This window comes from Chryseobacterium pennae, from assembly GCF_003385515.1.
GTDB lineage: Bacteria > Bacteroidota > Bacteroidia > Flavobacteriales > Weeksellaceae > Chryseobacterium > Chryseobacterium pennae.
In genome coordinates, this window is sequence record NZ_QNVT01000022.1 from 83,029 (window position 1) to 100,543 (window position 17,515).

At 38.0% G+C, this 17,515-nt stretch carries 11 protein-coding genes; 5 read left to right on the plus strand and 6 right to left on the minus strand.

The features are described 5' to 3' along the window. Nucleotides 1–23 precede the first annotated feature (23 nt). The 5 genes from ilvD to ilvA are packed head-to-tail and all read left to right on the plus strand — an operon-like array spanning nt 24 to nt 6,099. On the plus strand, nt 24–1,700 hold the full coding sequence (gene ilvD, locus DRF65_RS19865) for a dihydroxy-acid dehydratase (protein WP_185148476.1): 1,677 nt from the start codon (nt 24–26) through the stop codon (nt 1,698–1,700). Between the two features lie 11 nt (nt 1,701–1,711). Continuing rightward, complete coding sequence (gene ilvB / locus DRF65_RS19870) at nt 1,712–3,436, plus strand: biosynthetic-type acetolactate synthase large subunit (RefSeq protein WP_115972489.1); 1,725 nt, start codon at nt 1,712–1,714, stop codon at nt 3,434–3,436. A 15-nt stretch (nt 3,437–3,451) separates the two neighbouring features. After that, the gene (locus DRF65_RS19875) at nt 3,452–3,733 is read left to right on the plus strand and encodes an ACT domain-containing protein (protein WP_115972490.1); all 282 of its coding nucleotides are present in this window, start codon (nt 3,452–3,454) and stop codon (nt 3,731–3,733) included. A gap of 43 nt (nt 3,734–3,776) precedes the next feature. Continuing rightward, complete coding sequence (gene ilvC, locus DRF65_RS19880) at nt 3,777–4,823, plus strand: ketol-acid reductoisomerase (RefSeq protein ID WP_115972491.1); 1,047 nt, start codon at nt 3,777–3,779, stop codon at nt 4,821–4,823. 13 nt (nt 4,824–4,836) lie between these two features. Then, nucleotides 4,837–6,099, plus strand: coding sequence for a threonine ammonia-lyase IlvA (gene ilvA, locus DRF65_RS19885; protein WP_115972492.1), 1,263 nt, complete (start codon nt 4,837–4,839; stop codon nt 6,097–6,099). A 124-nt stretch (nt 6,100–6,223) separates the two neighbouring features. Here ilvA and DRF65_RS19890 read toward each other — a convergent pair whose 3' ends face one another. The 6 genes from DRF65_RS19890 to alaS form a co-directional block, all read right to left on the minus strand. Further along, complete coding sequence (locus DRF65_RS19890; RefSeq protein WP_115972493.1) at nt 6,224–7,693, minus strand: M20/M25/M40 family metallo-hydrolase; 1,470 nt, start codon at nt 7,691–7,693, stop codon at nt 6,224–6,226. Between the two features lie 6 nt (nt 7,694–7,699). Further along, nucleotides 7,700–7,936: a hypothetical protein gene (locus DRF65_RS19895; protein WP_115972494.1), complete on the minus strand. Its 237-nt coding sequence runs from the start codon at nt 7,934–7,936 to the stop codon at nt 7,700–7,702. A gap of 28 nt (nt 7,937–7,964) precedes the next feature. Continuing rightward, nucleotides 7,965–10,361 carry a hypothetical protein gene (locus DRF65_RS19900; protein ID WP_115972495.1) on the minus strand — a complete coding sequence of 799 codons (2,397 nt, stop codon included), beginning with the start codon at nt 10,359–10,361 and terminating at the stop codon, nt 7,965–7,967. Nucleotides 10,362–10,585: 224 nt separating this feature from the next. Continuing rightward, complete coding sequence (locus DRF65_RS19905) at nt 10,586–12,400, minus strand: cytochrome-c peroxidase (protein WP_115972496.1); 1,815 nt, start codon at nt 12,398–12,400, stop codon at nt 10,586–10,588. A 63-nt stretch (nt 12,401–12,463) separates the two neighbouring features. Next, entirely contained in the window at nt 12,464–13,942 is a 1,479-nt protein-coding gene (locus DRF65_RS19910; RefSeq protein WP_115972497.1) for an alkaline phosphatase PhoX, read from the minus strand. Nucleotides 13,943–14,131: 189 nt separating this feature from the next. After that, entirely contained in the window at nt 14,132–16,735 is a 2,604-nt protein-coding gene (gene alaS, locus DRF65_RS19915) for an alanine--tRNA ligase (protein ID WP_115972498.1), read from the minus strand. Between the last annotated feature and the right edge of the window lie 780 nt (nt 16,736–17,515).

Consider the following 17,515-nt stretch of genomic DNA (forward strand, 5'->3'; position numbering starts at 1 on the left):
AAGAGTAGAAAATGCAGGATAATATGTTAAATAAATATTCAAAAACATTCACGCAGAATAGCGAACAGCCCGCTGCAAAAGCAATGCTGTATGGGATAGGCTTTACAGAAGAGGATATGCATAAGGCACAAGTCGGAATTGCCAGTATGGGATATGACGGAAACACCTGCAATATGCACCTCAACGATCTGGCCAGGGTAGTGAAAAAAGGAACCTGGGACCATGGATTAGCGGGATTAATTTTTAATACAATTGGAGTAAGTGACGGGATGAGTAATGGTACAGATGGAATGCGTTACTCACTTGTAAGCAGAGATGTCATTGCAGACAGTATTGAAGCGATCTGCGGAGCACAATATTACGACGGGCTTATTGCGCTACCTGGCTGTGATAAAAATATGCCGGGAACAATCATAGCGATGGGAAGGCTAAATAGACCCTCACTGATGGTATATGGTGGAACCATAGCCCCTGGATGCTATAAAGGAGAAACATTGAATATTGTTTCAGCTTTTGAGGCTTTAGGGAAAAAGATAGCAGGTGAAATCTCAGAAGAAGATTTTGATGGGGTAGTCAGAAATTCCTGTCCAGGTGCAGGCGCATGTGGAGGAATGTATACCGCGAATACGATGGCTTCTGCAATAGAAGCGTTGGGAATGAGTCTTCCGTATTCATCTTCTAATCCGGCTTTAAGCAAAGAAAAACAGGAAGAATGTATGCAGGCAGGAAAATATCTGAAGACGCTTTTGGAAAAAGATATTAAACCTTCAGACATTATGACGAGAAAGGCTTTTGAAAATGCACTTCGTGTAATCGTTGTTTTAGGAGGCAGTACCAATGCCGTTCTTCATTTTATAGCAATGGCCAAAAGTGTAGAAGTAGCTCTTACTCAGGATGATTTTCAAACGATGAGTGACTGCACGCCAATGCTGGCAGATCTTAAACCAAGTGGGAAATATCTGATGCAGGATTTACATGAGCATGGCGGAATACCTGCCGTAATGAAATATTTGTTGGAAGAAGGTTTGTTACATGGAGATTGCCTTACTGTTACCGGGAAAACATTAGCCGAAAACTTAGAACATGTCCCAACACTGGATTTTAATACTCAGAAAATTATAAGACCATTATCAAACCCCATAAAGCCTACCGGACATTTGAGAATTCTGTACGGAAATCTTGCAGAAAAAGGAAGTGTTGCCAAAATAACAGGTAAAGAAGGAGAGCGCTTTGTAGGGAAAGCCCGTGTGTTTGATGGGGAGAAAAACCTCATCAAAGGAATAGAAAATGGAACCGTACAAAAGGGTGATGTCATTGTAATCCGTAATGAAGGGCCAAAAGGAGCTCCCGGAATGCCTGAGATGCTGAAACCTACCAGTGCTTTAATCGGTGCAGGGTTGGGAAGCAGCGTAGCTTTAATTACAGATGGTAGATTCAGTGGCGGAACTCATGGTTTTGTTGTGGGGCATATCACTCCCGAAGCTCATGAAGGCGGGCTGATTGCCTTTGTAGAAGATAATGACCTTATTGAAATAGATGCTGTACATAACACCATACAGCTTAAAGTTTCAGAAGAAGAAATTGAAAAAAGAAAACAAGGCTGGCAAAAGCCTGCTCTGAAAGTTAAAAAAGGATTGCTCTATAAATATGCATTAACGGTATCATCTGCAGCTGAAGGCTGTGTAACGGATGAAATTTAAAATCAAACATCATGAAGAATTTAAATCGATCAACAGAAACAGAACTGAGCGGAAGCCGGATTATTCTTGAGGCATTTCTTGAGGAAGGTGTAAAGACTGTTTTTGGGTATCCCGGAGGTGCTATTATTCCCATTTATGATGCGCTTTATGATTATAAAGATCAGCTGGAGCATATTCTTGTCCGCCACGAGCAGGCAGCAGTACATGCAGCACAGGGATTGGCAAGAGTATCCGGAAAAGTAGGAGTGGTAATGGCAACCAGCGGCCCGGGAGCCACAAACCTCGTGACAGGATTAGCAGATGCTTTACTGGATAATACTCCGCTTGTATGTATCACGGGACAGGTTTTTGAACATCTTTTAGGAACAGATGCTTTTCAGGAAATAGATGTTATGAATATCACCAGCCCGGTTACCAAATGGAATTATCAGGTGACTGATGCCAATGAGCTTCCGGAAGTTCTGGCTAAAGCATTTTATATCGCCAGATCAGGACGCCCGGGGCCGGTACTCATTGATGTGACAAAAAATGCTCAGTTACAGAAAGTATCATACAAAGAATATACTCCCTGCGATTCTTTAAGAAGTTATACACCTGACCCGATTCCATCGTTGGAAAATATTGAACAGGCAGGGGAACTCATTAACCAGGCAGAACGTCCGTTCATTATTGCAGGACAGGGAATTACGCTGGGGAAGGCAGAAAAGGAATTTTTGAAATTTGCAGAAAAATCCGGAATTCCGGTAGCATGGACTGTTTTAGGAATGGGTGTTCTTCCTACAGATCACCCTCAAGCTGTAGGGATGGTAGGAATGCATGGGAATTACGGACCTAATATCCTTACCAACCAATGTGATGTCCTGATTGCAATAGGAATGCGCTTTGATGATCGAGTGACCGGAAGGCTGGATCAGTATGCGAAACAGGCAAAGATCATTCATCTGGATATTGATAAAGCAGAGATCAATAAAAATGTAAAAGTGGATGTTCCGGTTCTTGGAAACTGTAAAGAAACTTTGCCTCTTCTTACAACGGTGATTCAAAAAAGAGAACATCCGGAATGGCATCAAAAATTTAAAGATTGTCTTGAGACGGAAAGTATTAATCTGATTAATGATGAACTGTTTCCTACAGAAGAAGAAATTACAATGGGAGAGGTGATTCGGTATCTTAATGAAATGACGATGGGAAAGGCTGTTATTGTAACAGATGTGGGACAACACCAGATGGTAACCTGCCGGTATTCAGAATTTAAATTTCCAAGAACTAATGTGACCAGCGGAGGATTGGGAACGATGGGATTCTGCCTTCCTGCTGCAATAGGAGCTGCTTATGGAGAACGTGAGCTTCCGGTGATCGCAGTGATGGGAGATGGAGGTGCCCAAATGAATATTCAGGAGTTGGGAACCATCATGCAGTATCGTCCGGAGGTTAAAATTTTAATTCTGAATAACAGTTATCTGGGAATGGTAAGGCAGTGGCAGGAGCTGTTCCATGAAGAGCGCTATTCTTCTGTAGATATCCAGAGTCCGGAGTTTGTACAGGTGGCAGGCGGATATCATATTTCCGGAAGAAAAATTACACAAAGAGAAGATCTTAAAGAAGCACTTAGAGAAATGCTTACTCATAAAGGGGCGTTCCTGCTGGAGGTTATGACAGGAAAAAAACATAATGTATTTCCGATGATTCCACAGGGAAAGAGTGTTTCAGAAATTGTATTGAATAATCAACAGTAAAGTAAACAGAAAAATATGAAAAAAGAACATAAAGAGTATACGATAACAGCCTATACAGAGGATTGTTTGGGGCTGATCAGCAGGATCAATGCTATTTTCTCAAGAAGAAGGATTTCCATGGTGAATTTCAATATGGGCCCTGTTGAAACAGAGAATATAAGAAAGTTTGTGATCACCATCAGGGAAACAGAGGAATCTGTTCAGAAGATCACCAGGCAAATGGAAAAACAGGTAGATATATTGGAGGTTCATTATCACAGGAATCCATATTTCACAGCAATAGAACATGCTAGTTAAGTAGAAAATTAAAATTATAAATAACAAAATTAAATTATAGAAAATGGCAAAATTAAATTTCGGAGGAGTAGAAGAAAATGTAGTAACAAGAGAAGAATTTCCATTAAAAAAAGCTCAGGAAGTATTAAAAGATGAAGTAGTAGCTGTCATTGGTTACGGAGTACAGGGACCAGGGCAGGCGCTTAATCAGAAAGATAATGGCGTTAATGTAATCGTAGGGCAGAGAAAGAATTCGAAATCCTGGGATAAAGCAGTGGCAGACGGGTTTGTACCGGGTGAAACATTATTTGAAATAGAAGAAGCTTTAGAGAAAGGAACAATTATCTGTTACCTTCTGAGTGATGCTGCACAAATTGAATATTGGCCCAAAGTAAAGCAACATCTTACACCCGGAAAAGCATTGTACTTCTCACATGGCTTTGGAATTACCTTTAGTGAACGTACCGGAATTGTTCCTCCGGCAGATGTAGATGTTTTTCTGGTAGCTCCCAAGGGATCAGGAACTTCATTAAGAAGAATGTTCCTTCAGGACAGAGGTCTGAACAGTAGTTTTGCCGTTTATCAGGACGCCACAGGAAAAGCCAGAGAGAGAGTAACCGCTCTGGGAATTGCGATAGGAAGCGGATATTTATTTGAAACAGATTTTAAAAAAGAAGTATACAGCGATCTTGCCGGAGAAAGAGGAACATTGATGGGAGCAGTACAGGGAATATTTGCGGCACAATACGATGTATTAAGGAAAAAGGGACACAGTCCTTCAGAAGCATTTAATGAAACTGTGGAAGAACTTACCCAATCCCTTATGCCGTTAGTAGCAGAAAACGGAATGGACTGGATGTATGCCAATTGCAGTACAACCGCACAAAGAGGTGCTTTGGATTGGTGGAAGCGTTTCAGAGATGCCACTTCTCCTTTATTTGAGGAATTGTATGATAATGTTGCCGCGGGAAATGAAGCCCAAAGATCAATCGACAGTAACAGCAAGCCTGATTACAGAGAAAAACTGGAGGTTGAATTAACAGAGCTGAGAGAAAGTGAAATGTGGAGGGCAGGAAAAACTGTACGCAGCCTGAGACCAGAGAATAATTAATACATAAAGAAAAATGAGGACGGGAGAAACTGATTTATCCATGTTGGATACTGTTTATAAAGCAGCAGAAAGACTTAAAAATGTGTGTATCAAAACCCCTTTGGCTGTTAATAATAATTTGTCAGGGGCTTATAATGCAAAAATATACTTTAAAAGAGAAGATCTTCAACGGGTAAGATCTTATAAAATTCGAGGTGCTTACAATAAAATGACAACGATGTCCCAGGAAGAGCTTTCCAGAGGAATTGTTTGTGCCAGTGCCGGAAATCACGCTCAGGGGGTTGCTTTTGCATGTCATATGATGAAAGTGAAAGGAACTATTTTTATGCCTTTACCCACTCCCGGACAAAAATTGGAGCAGGTCAGGATGTTTGGTGATGATGATATTGAAATTATCCTGTATGGAGATACCTTTGATGAAGCAAAAGAAGCTGCGATGAGGTTTTGTAATGAACAGGATGGAATATTCATTCATCCCTTTGATGATCCTGCGATCATTGAAGGGCAGGCTACAACGGCACTGGAAATTCTGGATCAGGCAGAAGCCCCTATTGATTATCTTTTTGTTCCCATTGGTGGTGGTGGCTTGGCAGCAGGTGTTTGTTCCGTATTTAAGGAACTGTCTCCCCAAACCAAAATTATCGGGGTAGAACCTTCAGCTGCGGCAAGCATGAAAAAAGCCCTTGAAGCCGGAAAACCTGTACACCTTGAAAAAATCAGCCGTTTTGTAGATGGTGCCGCAGTACAGCAGGTAGGCAATCTCACTTTTGAACTGTGCAAAAATACATTGCATGATATGGTGACAGTAGAAGAGGGGCTTGTGTGTGAAACGATCCTTTCCTTATATAACAAAGATGCTATCGTTGCGGAACCGGCAGGTGCCCTTTCTGTGGCTGCATTAGAAAAATATAAAGATCAGATACAGGGTAAAAATGTAGTATGTATTATCAGTGGAAGCAATAATGATATCACCAGAATGGAAGAAATTAAGGAAAAAGCTTTGCTGTATTCCAACTTAAAGCATTATTTTCTTGTGAGGTTTCCTCAGCGTCCCGGAGCTTTGAAGGCCTTTGTTATGGATGTGCTCGGACCTAATGATGATATTACTTTTTTTGAATATACTCAGAAAAATTCAAAAGAAAAGGGGATCGCTGTGGTAGGAATTGCATTAAAACAAAAAGAAGATTTCACTCCACTCATGGACAAGATGAAAAAGCAGGATTTTTTTGTGAACTATCTTAATAACGATCCGTCTTTGATGAATCTGCTGATTTAATTGTTATAAAGATGAGTCTAAAATCTCACCATATTTTTATTAGTCATGAATGCACTAATGATTTTATTCGTGGCATTAAAACAAGAAAAATCCGGTTCACATTCGTGAACCGGATTTGGTCATTTTATCTTTCAAGCGTAAAATTCGAAATCACTTTCGGACGTTCAGCCTCATTAGCTACTTTCCAGGATGTTCTGTACATCCATTCCGTCATTTTATACAGCTTTTTGTAGTTGATGTTTTCAGATTCATCCTGCGGAGTGTGGTATTGGTCATGCAGTACACTGGTGAAAAATACTGCCGGAATCCCAATTTTAGCATACGGAAGATGATCACTTCTGAAATAAAAATATTCAGCATGATTCGGAGAGTCCCAATCTTTTAAATACTTGAACTTTGTACTTTCATTATTGGCATCTTCAGCCATTTTTACAAGCTCTTCAGAGTTTTTGTGAGGAGCGTTTCCTCCTAATAAAGCAGCCTCATTATTATCATTTCTTCCGATCATATCGCCGTTCAGTACGGCTACAATTTTCTCTTTCGGAACTACAGGATGGGCAGCATGCCATCTCGAACCTAATAAACCTCTTTCTTCAGCACCATGGAAGACAAACAGAATACTTCTTTTTCCCGGCTGCTTTTTATAAGCTCTTGCCATGGCCAGCATTGCAACACAGGTACTTGCATTATCGTCAGCACCGTTATAAATAGTATCGTTTTTTACAGGATGTCTGATTCCGTCGTGATCCTGATGCCCGCTCAGCAGAACATATTCGTTTTTAAGGACAGGGTCTGTCCCTTCAATTTTCCCAATGATATTTACTGAAGGATATTTGTACGTTTCAGTCATCAGGTTAAGAGAAACTTTAGGATTGTTTTTTACCCAGCTGGCATTCTCTCTCTTGATCCAGAGAACAGGGATGTTATTGGTGATTTTCTCTCTTAATCCTTCTACACCATAGCTGCCTCTGGTCATTTGAGGAAGTACTTCCACCCAGCTTTTTTCAGAAATATCATCCGTAATGAAAATGATAGCTTTTGCTCCCAGTTCATTCGCTTTATTGTAATATTTTGTTCTTACAAATCCGGGATATCTTCTTACAAAAAGAGTCATCTCCTTATCAATGTTTTTATCAGAAGCATTGATAGCAAGAACTTTTCCTTTAAGGTTTAGCTTAGAAAGATCTTCGGGTTCTGTATTCCCGGCGTATACAATTTCTGCATCTAACGAAGCATTTACAGGTTCTGCAACAAGGTAATCTTTCCACAATTGTAGCGAGGTATCTCCGATTTTCAGGGTGCTTTGCGGAGTCGTCTGATGTCTGTACATCTCAAAAAACTGGAAAAAAGTACTGTTGTCTCCTGCAGGTTTCATTCCGGTTTCTTTAGCTTTGTCAGCCAGCCACATAGATACTTTCAACTCATCCAGTGTTCCTGCTTCACGACCCCAGAACTGATCGGCGGCCATTTCATACATATCCTTTCTGAGATCCGTTTCTTTAATAGCTGATACCAGTGGCTTTTTGTAGCTCTGGGCGTTTCCGATACTGAAGACAAGAAGCCCCAGTAATGAAAAAATATAGTTCTTATTCATCAGCTTTTAATTTAAACTGTCAAGTTTGTCGGCAAACTGTTTTGAGAATTCTTTTCTGTCCTCTTCCAGTTTCTCTGCATCTGTAGGTAAAATATAGTTGAAAAGAATCTTGTCCTCGCTGTCTAAAAATATAATTTCTTTTTCATTTCCGTCAATCATCTGTGAGAAAATAACCCACATGGAAGTGTCTTTTAATTTTAATAATTCAAAAAAGGCTTCCGCTTTTATTTCTATTCTTTGCATGTTAATGATATGTGTAATTTATTTTTGCTTAAAATTCCAGGAATTTTAATTTAAACTGAATGGCAAAATTCTGTTTGAATTGTGGAGTAGCATAATAACCTACTCTGTAGAATAATCCCAGGTTGAAGTAGCTGGAGAGGAAGTTATTCCATTCCAATCCTACTTCCTGATACAGGTGATCTAATTCTTTAAACCTGAACTGATGGTATTCCGGGTGTTTCATATCTCCAATCGTTCCGCGAAGTACAAAATCAAAACTGGAAACATTATGTCCGAAACTCTTGAAATAGAAAGGCAGTTTGTGCGTGAAATAATACGCGACAAATTTATCATTATAGTATTTCCCCCCCTCCAATGTAGCAAATCCAAGGAATGAAGTAAGGTTAAAATTAAAATCTTTGCCAGGTGATGCCAGTCCGTTCATTGTGAAATTCTTCCAGATCGGAGCTTCTCCCAAAACCACTCCTCCGTACAGTCTGAAACCTGTTGTTCCGATGGCGGTCTTGAAATTATGTACAAAAAGCGCATCAAAACGGGAGTAATTGAAGCTTCCGCCTGCCATTTTGTAGCTTTGTTCATAGTTAAAATACAGCTCCGGATATTTCTGATCGATCAGGGATTTTCCCTGAGGGGTCATAATATTGGTTGAATTAGGTGAATATTTTAAGGTAAACAACGTGTTGAAATTCTTAAAGGAAGCTCCGCTATCCCTGAACTGGTAATCAAACTGAGCTTCTTCAATGTTTCTTCTTACGGCTAAGGCAAGGGTGAGGCCATTGGTTACGTCATTCAGATAAGATAATGATGCTCCTTTGAAGTGGAAATACTTATCATTATTAAGATTATTTCCAAAATTCATCATTCTCATCTTAAAGTTCCAGAGTCTTCTGTAGAACTCACCTGAAGCGGTGACATCATCATAAAAATCAAATCTGAAAAAGGAGTTCTTTTCCAAAGTTGTTTTAATATCTATTCCCATTCCGTATTTCCATCTTCGGTCTTTTACACCATATGCAAAATAATAATCCGGAGAGAAATAAGGGTTGAAGTTTTCATTGATCTTAGCTTTTAATCCCAATCTGAATCCTTCGTACGAGTTAAAGTTTGCAATTTCATCTACGGCAAAATCTACGACACCTACTCTGATCTGCCCGTTAAGCAGCCCGGAAATGATCTGCGCTTTGCTGTCAATTTTATATTTTTTACCTAAACTGTCAACCGTTTTATAGGTATTATTCTCCCTTTCAGTAAGAGGCTCGGTTCTGTATCGGTCAAGAGAATGCCCGTCAATGCTTTTTACATCAAAAGTATATCCTTTGAAGTCCTTGGCTTTTTCTTCAATGGGAGATTGAAAATCAAAATATTTTGAGGTAAGAAAAGCATAAGTTCCAAAGCTTTTTTTGTCCTTTTTGTCTGCATGTTCCTTATCGTCCATGGCCATTTTACCCATTTTAAGTTTGGTCTTTTCATGGGCAAGAAACCATTTGTTGTTGTAGAAAATCCAGGTGCTGGTAATAATTCCGTCATTCTTGTTTTTACTGAAGTTTTCAATTTTTTTGATCCCGTAGGTTTCAGTATCTATGTAGATGGCTCCGGTATATTTTCTTTTTTTGTCAGGATTTTTATAATTGACCTCACGGAAGCGGATCACAAAGTTTTTTCTTCCGTCAAGTTCGATGGTATCAGAAAGGAAGTACCTGTAAAGCCCCCTGTTTTCAGGTTTTACCTGTTCAGGGACAATATCCCTGTTGCTTTGCTGAAGGGCAATCATTTCATAGACCGGCTGTTTCAGTCCTGAAATCCTGTTATCTAGAATATTGATCTTTTCACCATATTTTTTAGAGTATAAAAACTCCTGTGCTCTTTCCCAGAGAAAGAGTTTGCTTTTCGCAAATATTTTCCTTGCATTGATGTTATTCAGTGAGTCTTTTTCCCTCTTTTTCTTGAAGAAATTTAAATCGTTAAAATACTGGTTAAATTGAGAAAGACTGTCTTCATCAATGTCCAGAGAGATCTTTTCGTACGATTTATAAGCATAGGAGCCTAAGCTTTTAGGAGAATTCTCGTTGAATAGTTTGTTGACCTTTTTCAGGATTTCCAAAGCTCTCGGATCACTTTTATCTTCAATCACTACCATTTCAATATTGGTGGTCTTTGAAGATTTTTTATTTAGAGAAACCTCCATACTGCTTTCTACAGTTGTGGTTTCTTTTTGGAAAGATTCAGCTTCAACCTCAATATTCTGGCATGCTGTTTTAAACTCCAAGACTCCCAGAGTATTGGTATAGCCAAGAATGGTAGTACCACAGAAAACCTTGGCATTGGAGACTGGCTTTTGAGTGGAGCCGTCAACAACTTTAATTTTCAGCTGTGAATACCCCAGAAAGCATATCAGGAAAAATAATAACTGTAAACCCCTTTTCATGTAAAAAAACTATGTCAAAAATAATGATATTTATTGTGGTAGAAAAGTTTTTAACACAGTATAACATTGATTTAATCTAATATAAGGATGGATGTTTTCCTAAAACAGCTGATTAAAATTCTGACTTCAGATGGTGTTTCTGTATTTTTCGAGAATTTCCAATAAAAAAACTCCCGAATTCTATCTGCTCAGGAGTTTTTATCGTTTTTTGGAGGTTGGATTGTTTACCGATCATCTAAAGCCCTCATAAATTCAATAATATTATTTATTTCAGGTTCGGTCAGTTGCAGCGGAGCATCAGAAAGGGTCTGGTTTTCTACTTTAAATCCAAAACCTTTTCCACCGCCTTTATTATAAAAGTTCATGACTTCTTTCAAAGTTTTATAACCTCCATTGTGCATGTAAGGTGCTGTTTTATTAATGTTTCTGAGGGTAGGAGTTTTGAAAGAATGCTGTAGTGAAGCCACCGTTTCATGAAATTTTCCTCTTCCCAGGTCATTGTCAAATGTTTTATTTTCTCCATTCGTAGCTGTTCCCAACACTTCCTGTTCTGTTTTTTTGAAAGTAGGGGGAACGGTACCATTGAACAAAGGAATGAAATGGCATATTGCACATTGAGCTTTTCCTACAAAAAGATTAAACCCTCGTTTCTGGTTTTCACTCATGGCCGATTTATTTCCCCGCATGTATTCATCAAAATTGGAATTGAATTTTGCTAAAGAACGTATATAACTAGCCAATACATTCTGAAGCTGCCACACCTCAGTTTTTTGTGAATGATAAATCTTTTTAAATGCAGCCTGATAATTTCTATCCTGGTTAATTTTGGCAAGAATAACATTTAAATCACCGTGCATTTCTTCTTTATTAGAGATAACATCTGAGCTTTGCCCTTCCAGATCATCTTTTCTCATATCCCAAAACTGACCATGCTGAAATCCGGCATAGTTGAGAGAAGGAGCATTCCTTGCAAGTTCTGAATTTTCAAGTGACATGGATTTCGCAAGGCCATCAGTAAATGCTTTTTCAGGAATGTGACAGGTTGCACAGCTGCGGTTGTTGTTATTTGATAAAATAGGGTCATTAAAAAGCTGATGTCCGAGAGTTGCTTTTTCTTCGGAAAAAGCATATTCTTTTCCTGGAGTGAAAGCATTAGGGTTGAAGGCATTTTTAGAGAAAAACGTAGCTGCATTTTTGTTTAAGGCAGTCGTAACTTCTACATCAGGGATTTTTTCCTGATTTTTAAAATCAAGCATCAGATCGGTGATTTTATTGAGATGATCCGGTATAAAACTTATGTAATCGAATGTATTCTTGTCTGTATTTTTTTTCAGGACTTCGGTGGCAGCATTGATTTCCGTTATAATACTTTTTAGAGCTTTGTCTTTTGATCTGTCAGTTGATATCTGCTCCAACGTTTCTTTAATACCTTCCAGGGAAGAAGGAATTTCCTTTAAAAATATTCCGGAAATGGGGGTGTCAAAACCTGAAATTCCCAGACTGGAAATTCTGAAAGCTTCCTGTCTCAAAGCATCAAAAACCTGATCTTTACTGACGGTGATAACCTGGAAATTGGTTTTTATGGTATTGCTTTTATTGATGAGTTTGCTGAGCATCCTGTTTATCTCATCTTTATTTTCTTTCTGATACGGATACAGCATTTCTTCCAGAACCTGCAGTCCTTCAGGTTCTATTTCTGTGTGTTCATCCATTTCTATTTCAGGAAGCGCCGGCCCGTTAATAAATCTGGCAGAGTGGGGAAGAAGGTATTCTATGGCCCATTCCATTTTTTTGTAGGTCTTTCTGATACTCTCAAACTTCTTCTGGAGAAGTTTTTCATCAGAGTCTTTGGAAACCAGGTTTTTCAGTTCATTGATCTGTTTTTCAAAATCAGTATTGATGGTTGTGATCCTGTTTTTTACAGAACCCAGATCTTCATATACCGGCTGCTGCTTTTCTCTTTTACAATATGAAAGGACAAAAAGAGCTGTTGCAGAATATAAAAGAAGAAGTATCGGATATTTTGAAAGTTTCTTCATAAGTATGAAAAAGTATCAACAGTGATTTTCTGTTGATACTTTGATTAATAGGAGTAATTAAAACTATTTTTCTACATTTCTGATAATTACAATCTGTCCACCTTCTTTGTTGGTGTTAACTCCAGAACCGTCAGGGTTTTTAAATTTATCCAACTGCCATGTGTGAGAGTGGATATTCACAGCAAATGTATTAGGAACTCCGATGATATCGGAAATATCAACCATTGCTCCATATTCCCATGAACCATATTTCTGAAGGTCTCCGGATTGGTTGTAGGCTTTATTCCATGCCTCGTTACCTCTGCCATGTTTCATATTCAGCCATGGCTTATATTGTTTTGTAGCGATATTCAACTGCCAGATATGTGAATCATGGTTCGCTGCTTTGTAATAGGAATCTCCATCTTCCTGAATGTAAACATAGTTTTCAGTTACACATAAATTATCAGGATTGATCAGGTTATTTCCAGGGTTAGAATCTCCTTCCGCAACTACTTCCAGTTTTCCTGTCAACATATTGCTGGAGTTAAGAACAAGCTTATAAACTCTTCCCCACATCGTTAATCCCGGTTTTGGATTTATACCATCAGAAGATTCTCCGGTAGCTGTAAAGTAGATCTCTCTTCCTTTTCCTGCTCCTTTTCTATAGTCCACATCTTCTACTCTTGAAAAACGGATCGCGTTATTGTCAATGTTTTTCTGATTGATCTGAGCTCCGGTAAGGTTTTTAGCGTTAGGAATCTCAACAAACTCTACGTCATAGTTGTTTCCTTTCGTCATATCCGTTTCAGTATAATTATTGTTGGTTCTTTTAAGAGCATACAGTTTACCGTTATCCAGATCTCCCTGAGTATTGGCAACATACATGATCAGCTGTCCTGCAGACTGGTGAGAAGAAGAATAAGACTGGTCTTCGCCAATCAGAATATAAGATTTTCCATTGGAAACATCCTTAGGAAGTGGAACGGCATTTTCCATAGAAGCTTTTCCTAAAGCCGGTTTTACTCTGGTTTTATCCGATGCCTGAGATGCTGGTGCCAATGGATTCAGAGCATGAACCATACTTTCTTCACCAGATTCTCCGGCAGTAAGGAATGCACTGAAGCCATGAATTTCAGGGGTCGCTAGGGTCGCAGAACATAATCTTGTCATTCCTCCGGATCCATTTAAAATATATTCTCCTTTTACAGGTCTGAAAGTTTTATCCAGATATACTCTTGATACAGACTGCTTGATCTCATGGTTGGTAATCATCAGGTAACCGTCTGAGTTAGGATCTTTCATGATTCCCATTCCATCAGGCTGTCCTCCGAAAACAAAATCAGGAGAACCTGAAAGAACATCAGAACTGGAAATAAGTGTAGTAATATTTAAGTTTTCAAAACCCGTCATCCCATAAACAAAAGCGGACTCTTTAGAAAAATTTTCAATCTTGACCTTGTCATTGACAGGGTTGTTTTGATCCCCGTTGTTATCATCATTACAGCCTTGAAAAACAAGTGCTGCAAAGACTAGGGTTCCAATAGTTCTATTAATTTTCATAATTGATTTTTTTGAATTTCGATTATGACAAAACTAAGTACATAGTGTTAATTAGATTTTACGGGGAGAAAACAATTAGTTTAAGATTAGGTGACAGTTTGTTAAGGAATGGTCAATAATTAGAACGGTTATAAATAAAAAACTCCTGAATTAAGCAATTCAGGAGTTTTCAATATGTTGAAATATTTTTTAAATATTCAAAGCTTTCTGATAAGCATTTTCCAATCCATCAAGGTTTTTACCTCCAGCTGTTGCGAAGCCAGGATTTCCACCTCCACCACCTTGGATTTCTTTCGCAAGATCTTTTACAATAGCTCCTGCCTGATAATCTGCTGCCAGATCATCAGAAACTCCTACCGTGATCATTGGTTTACCATCCGCATCAGAAAGAATGATCGTTACCGAACTTGGAATCTCTTTTTTCAACTGGAATACGATATCTTTAACAGAACCGGCATCCAAAGAAGTCTTTTTCACTAATAACTGCTTGTTCCCTTTCTGCTCATAGGCATTTTTCCAATCACCAATTTCTCCTTTTGCTTTTTCCTTTTTAAAAGCTTCTACTTCAGCTTTTAATGAAGTGTTTTCCTCGATTAATTTTTCGATAGATCTTACAACATCTTTAGACTTAAGTAATTGAGAAAGCTCAATAATCTGTTTTTCGAGACTTTTGAAATATTCTTCTGATTTGTCTCCTGAAATTGCTTCAATTCTTCTGATCCCTGCTGCTGCAGAACCTTCAGAAGTAATTTTGAAGTGACCGATTTCGCTGGTATTTTTTACGTGAGTCCCACCGCAAAGTTCCTTAGAACTTCCGAATTGGATCATTCTCACACTGTCACCATATTTTTCGCCAAACAAAGCCATTGCTCCTTTTTCCAAAGCTTCCTTAATCGGGATGCTCCTGAATTCCTGTAATGCAATACTTTCTTTGATTTTGTGGTTTACTTTTTCTTCAATTAAAGCGATTTCTTCTTCAGTCATTTTATTAAAGTGAGAGAAGTCGAAACGAAGATAGTCAGGACCTACGTAAGAACCTTTTTGCTCTACATGAGTTCCCAGAACATCTCTTAATGCCTCATGTAAAAGGTGAGTTACAGAGTGGTTACCCTGAGAGTTCTTTCTATCTGTTGCATTTACTTTGGCGTAGAAAACAGCACCTGCATCTTTTGGAAGACCGTTGATTAAAGAAACGATCAGACCATTTTCTTTTTTAGTTTCCAGTACTTCGAAGCTTTCAGTTGCGTTCTCTAGAACACCTTTATCTCCAACCTGTCCACCTCCTTCAGGATAGAATGGAGAGCTGCTTAATACCACCTGATAAAATTCTCCGTCCTTATTTTCTACCTTTCTGTATCTTGTTATATATGTTTCAGATTCAATCTGGTCGTACCCAACAAAATTTTCATCTCTTTCTTCTAAAGTAACCCAGTCATACACTTTCTGAGCAGAATCCGCTTTTGAACGAAGCTTTTGTTTCTCCATTTCAGCTTCGAATCCTTTTTCATCAATGGTTAATCCTTTTTCTTCAGCAATAATTCTTGTTAAGTCATCAGGGAAACCGTAAGTATCATATAATTCGAAAACCTCTTCGCTTGGTAATACTTTTAGATTATTAGCAAGCGTTTGTTGAATTAGTTTATCAACTCTGATCAGACCATTTTCAATAGTTTTTAAGAATGAATCTTCTTCACTTTTGATAACTTCTGTTACCAAAGTTCCTTGCTTTTCAAGCTCAGGGAAGAAAGCCCCCATTTGTTCCTGAAGAACAGCAACCAATTTGTAAAGGAAAGGTTCTTTCATATCTAAGAATCGATAAGAATAAGAAATTCCTCTTCTCAAAATTCTTCTGATAACATAGCCAGCTCCTCCGTTTGAAGGCAATTGTCCGTCTGCAATCGCAAAAGAGACAGCTCTGATGTGATCAACAACTACACGAATTGCAATATCCTTTTCATCTTCTAAAATTCCTGTATATTTTTTTCCTGAAAGTTCTTCAACCTTCGCAATGAGCGGAGTGAAAACATCAGTGTCATAGTTGGAAGATTTCCCTTGAAGCGCCATACAAAGACGCTCAAAGCCCATTCCTGTATCTACATGTTGAGCAGGTAATTTTTCCAGAGAACCATCTGCTTTTCTGTTAAATTCCATGAAAACGAGATTCCAGACTTCCACCACTTGAGGGTGATCGTTGTTCACCAGTTCCAAACCAGAAACTTTAGCTTTTTCTTCCGGAGTTCTTAAATCGATATGGATTTCCGAACAAGGTCCACAAGGTCCGCTTGCACCCATTTCCCAGAAGTTGTCTTTCTTATTTCCGTTGATGATTCTATCCTCTGCAATGTGAGATTTCCAGAAATCATAAGCATCCTGGTCTCTGTTAAGGCTTTCGGATGCATCTCCTTCAAAAACCGTTACATATAAATTCTCTTTTGGTATTCCGTATACTTCAGTCAGTAATTCCCAGGCAAAAGCAATAGCCTCCTTTTTGAAGTAATCCCCGAAAGACCAGTTCCCCAACATTTCAAACATGGTGTGGTGGTAAGTATCTCTACCTACATCATCCAAATCATTGTGTTTTCCTGAAACTCTTAAACACTTCTGTGTATCGGCAATTCTTGGGGCCGTAGGGGTTTTGTAGCCAAGGAAAAAATCCTTGAACTGCGTCATTCCTGAGTTGGAAAACATAAGGGTAGGGTCGTCTTTCAGCACAATAGGAGCTGAAGGAACGATAAGGTGCTCCTTACTTTTAAAATAGTCTAAAAATTTTTGACGTATCTCTTGTGATGTCATAGTATTGCTTTTGCTTTTTTTAATATCAAATTTTGATAAGATGCAAATTTAAGATTTTTAGGTGATTTAATATCTAATATTTGATACTTTTGGAAAGATATGTTTTAAAATAACCTGAAATATTTTAGAACCTCTTTCTTACTTTCAACATTCTTTATTTTTTGATTCTTTCATGTTTTGTAATGAAATCAAATTTAAATATCAAGGGATATCGTAAAAAACTTTAAATTTGGAAAGTTCTATTTTTTAGAAATTTGATTATATTGAAAACTAAAGCACAAATATTGGCAGAATGGGTGATTGGAATTACAGTTGCATACCCTGTTTTAATTCTTATCACTTATTTTCTTTTTGATAATATAAAAGAGTCTGTAACCTCTATATTGGTAGGGTTCTGTTTGTATAGTGCAATGCCACTGTTAATCATAAATTGGGTTCTGTCAATCTGGAGTTTAAAACTTAAAAAAAAAATGGTAGGATTCTGGGCATTATTCTTTACCATAATATCTACATTCCTTTTTGTTTTTGGATTCTATTTGATGAATACTGTAAAAATGTGTTGATTAATTTTTAAAAATATTTAGCTTTTTAAAACCATTTCTAAAAACCTTTTGTGTCTATATTGTAAAAATCAAATTTTTATTTAAATCACACAGATTTTACATAGAATTTATACATAATTAAAATTATTCGTGTATTCTAAGACATATGCAAATTATATCTTGTTAAATTTACAAAAGGTTCCTCTCTTTTTACCACAGCAAATATTCTATAGATCAG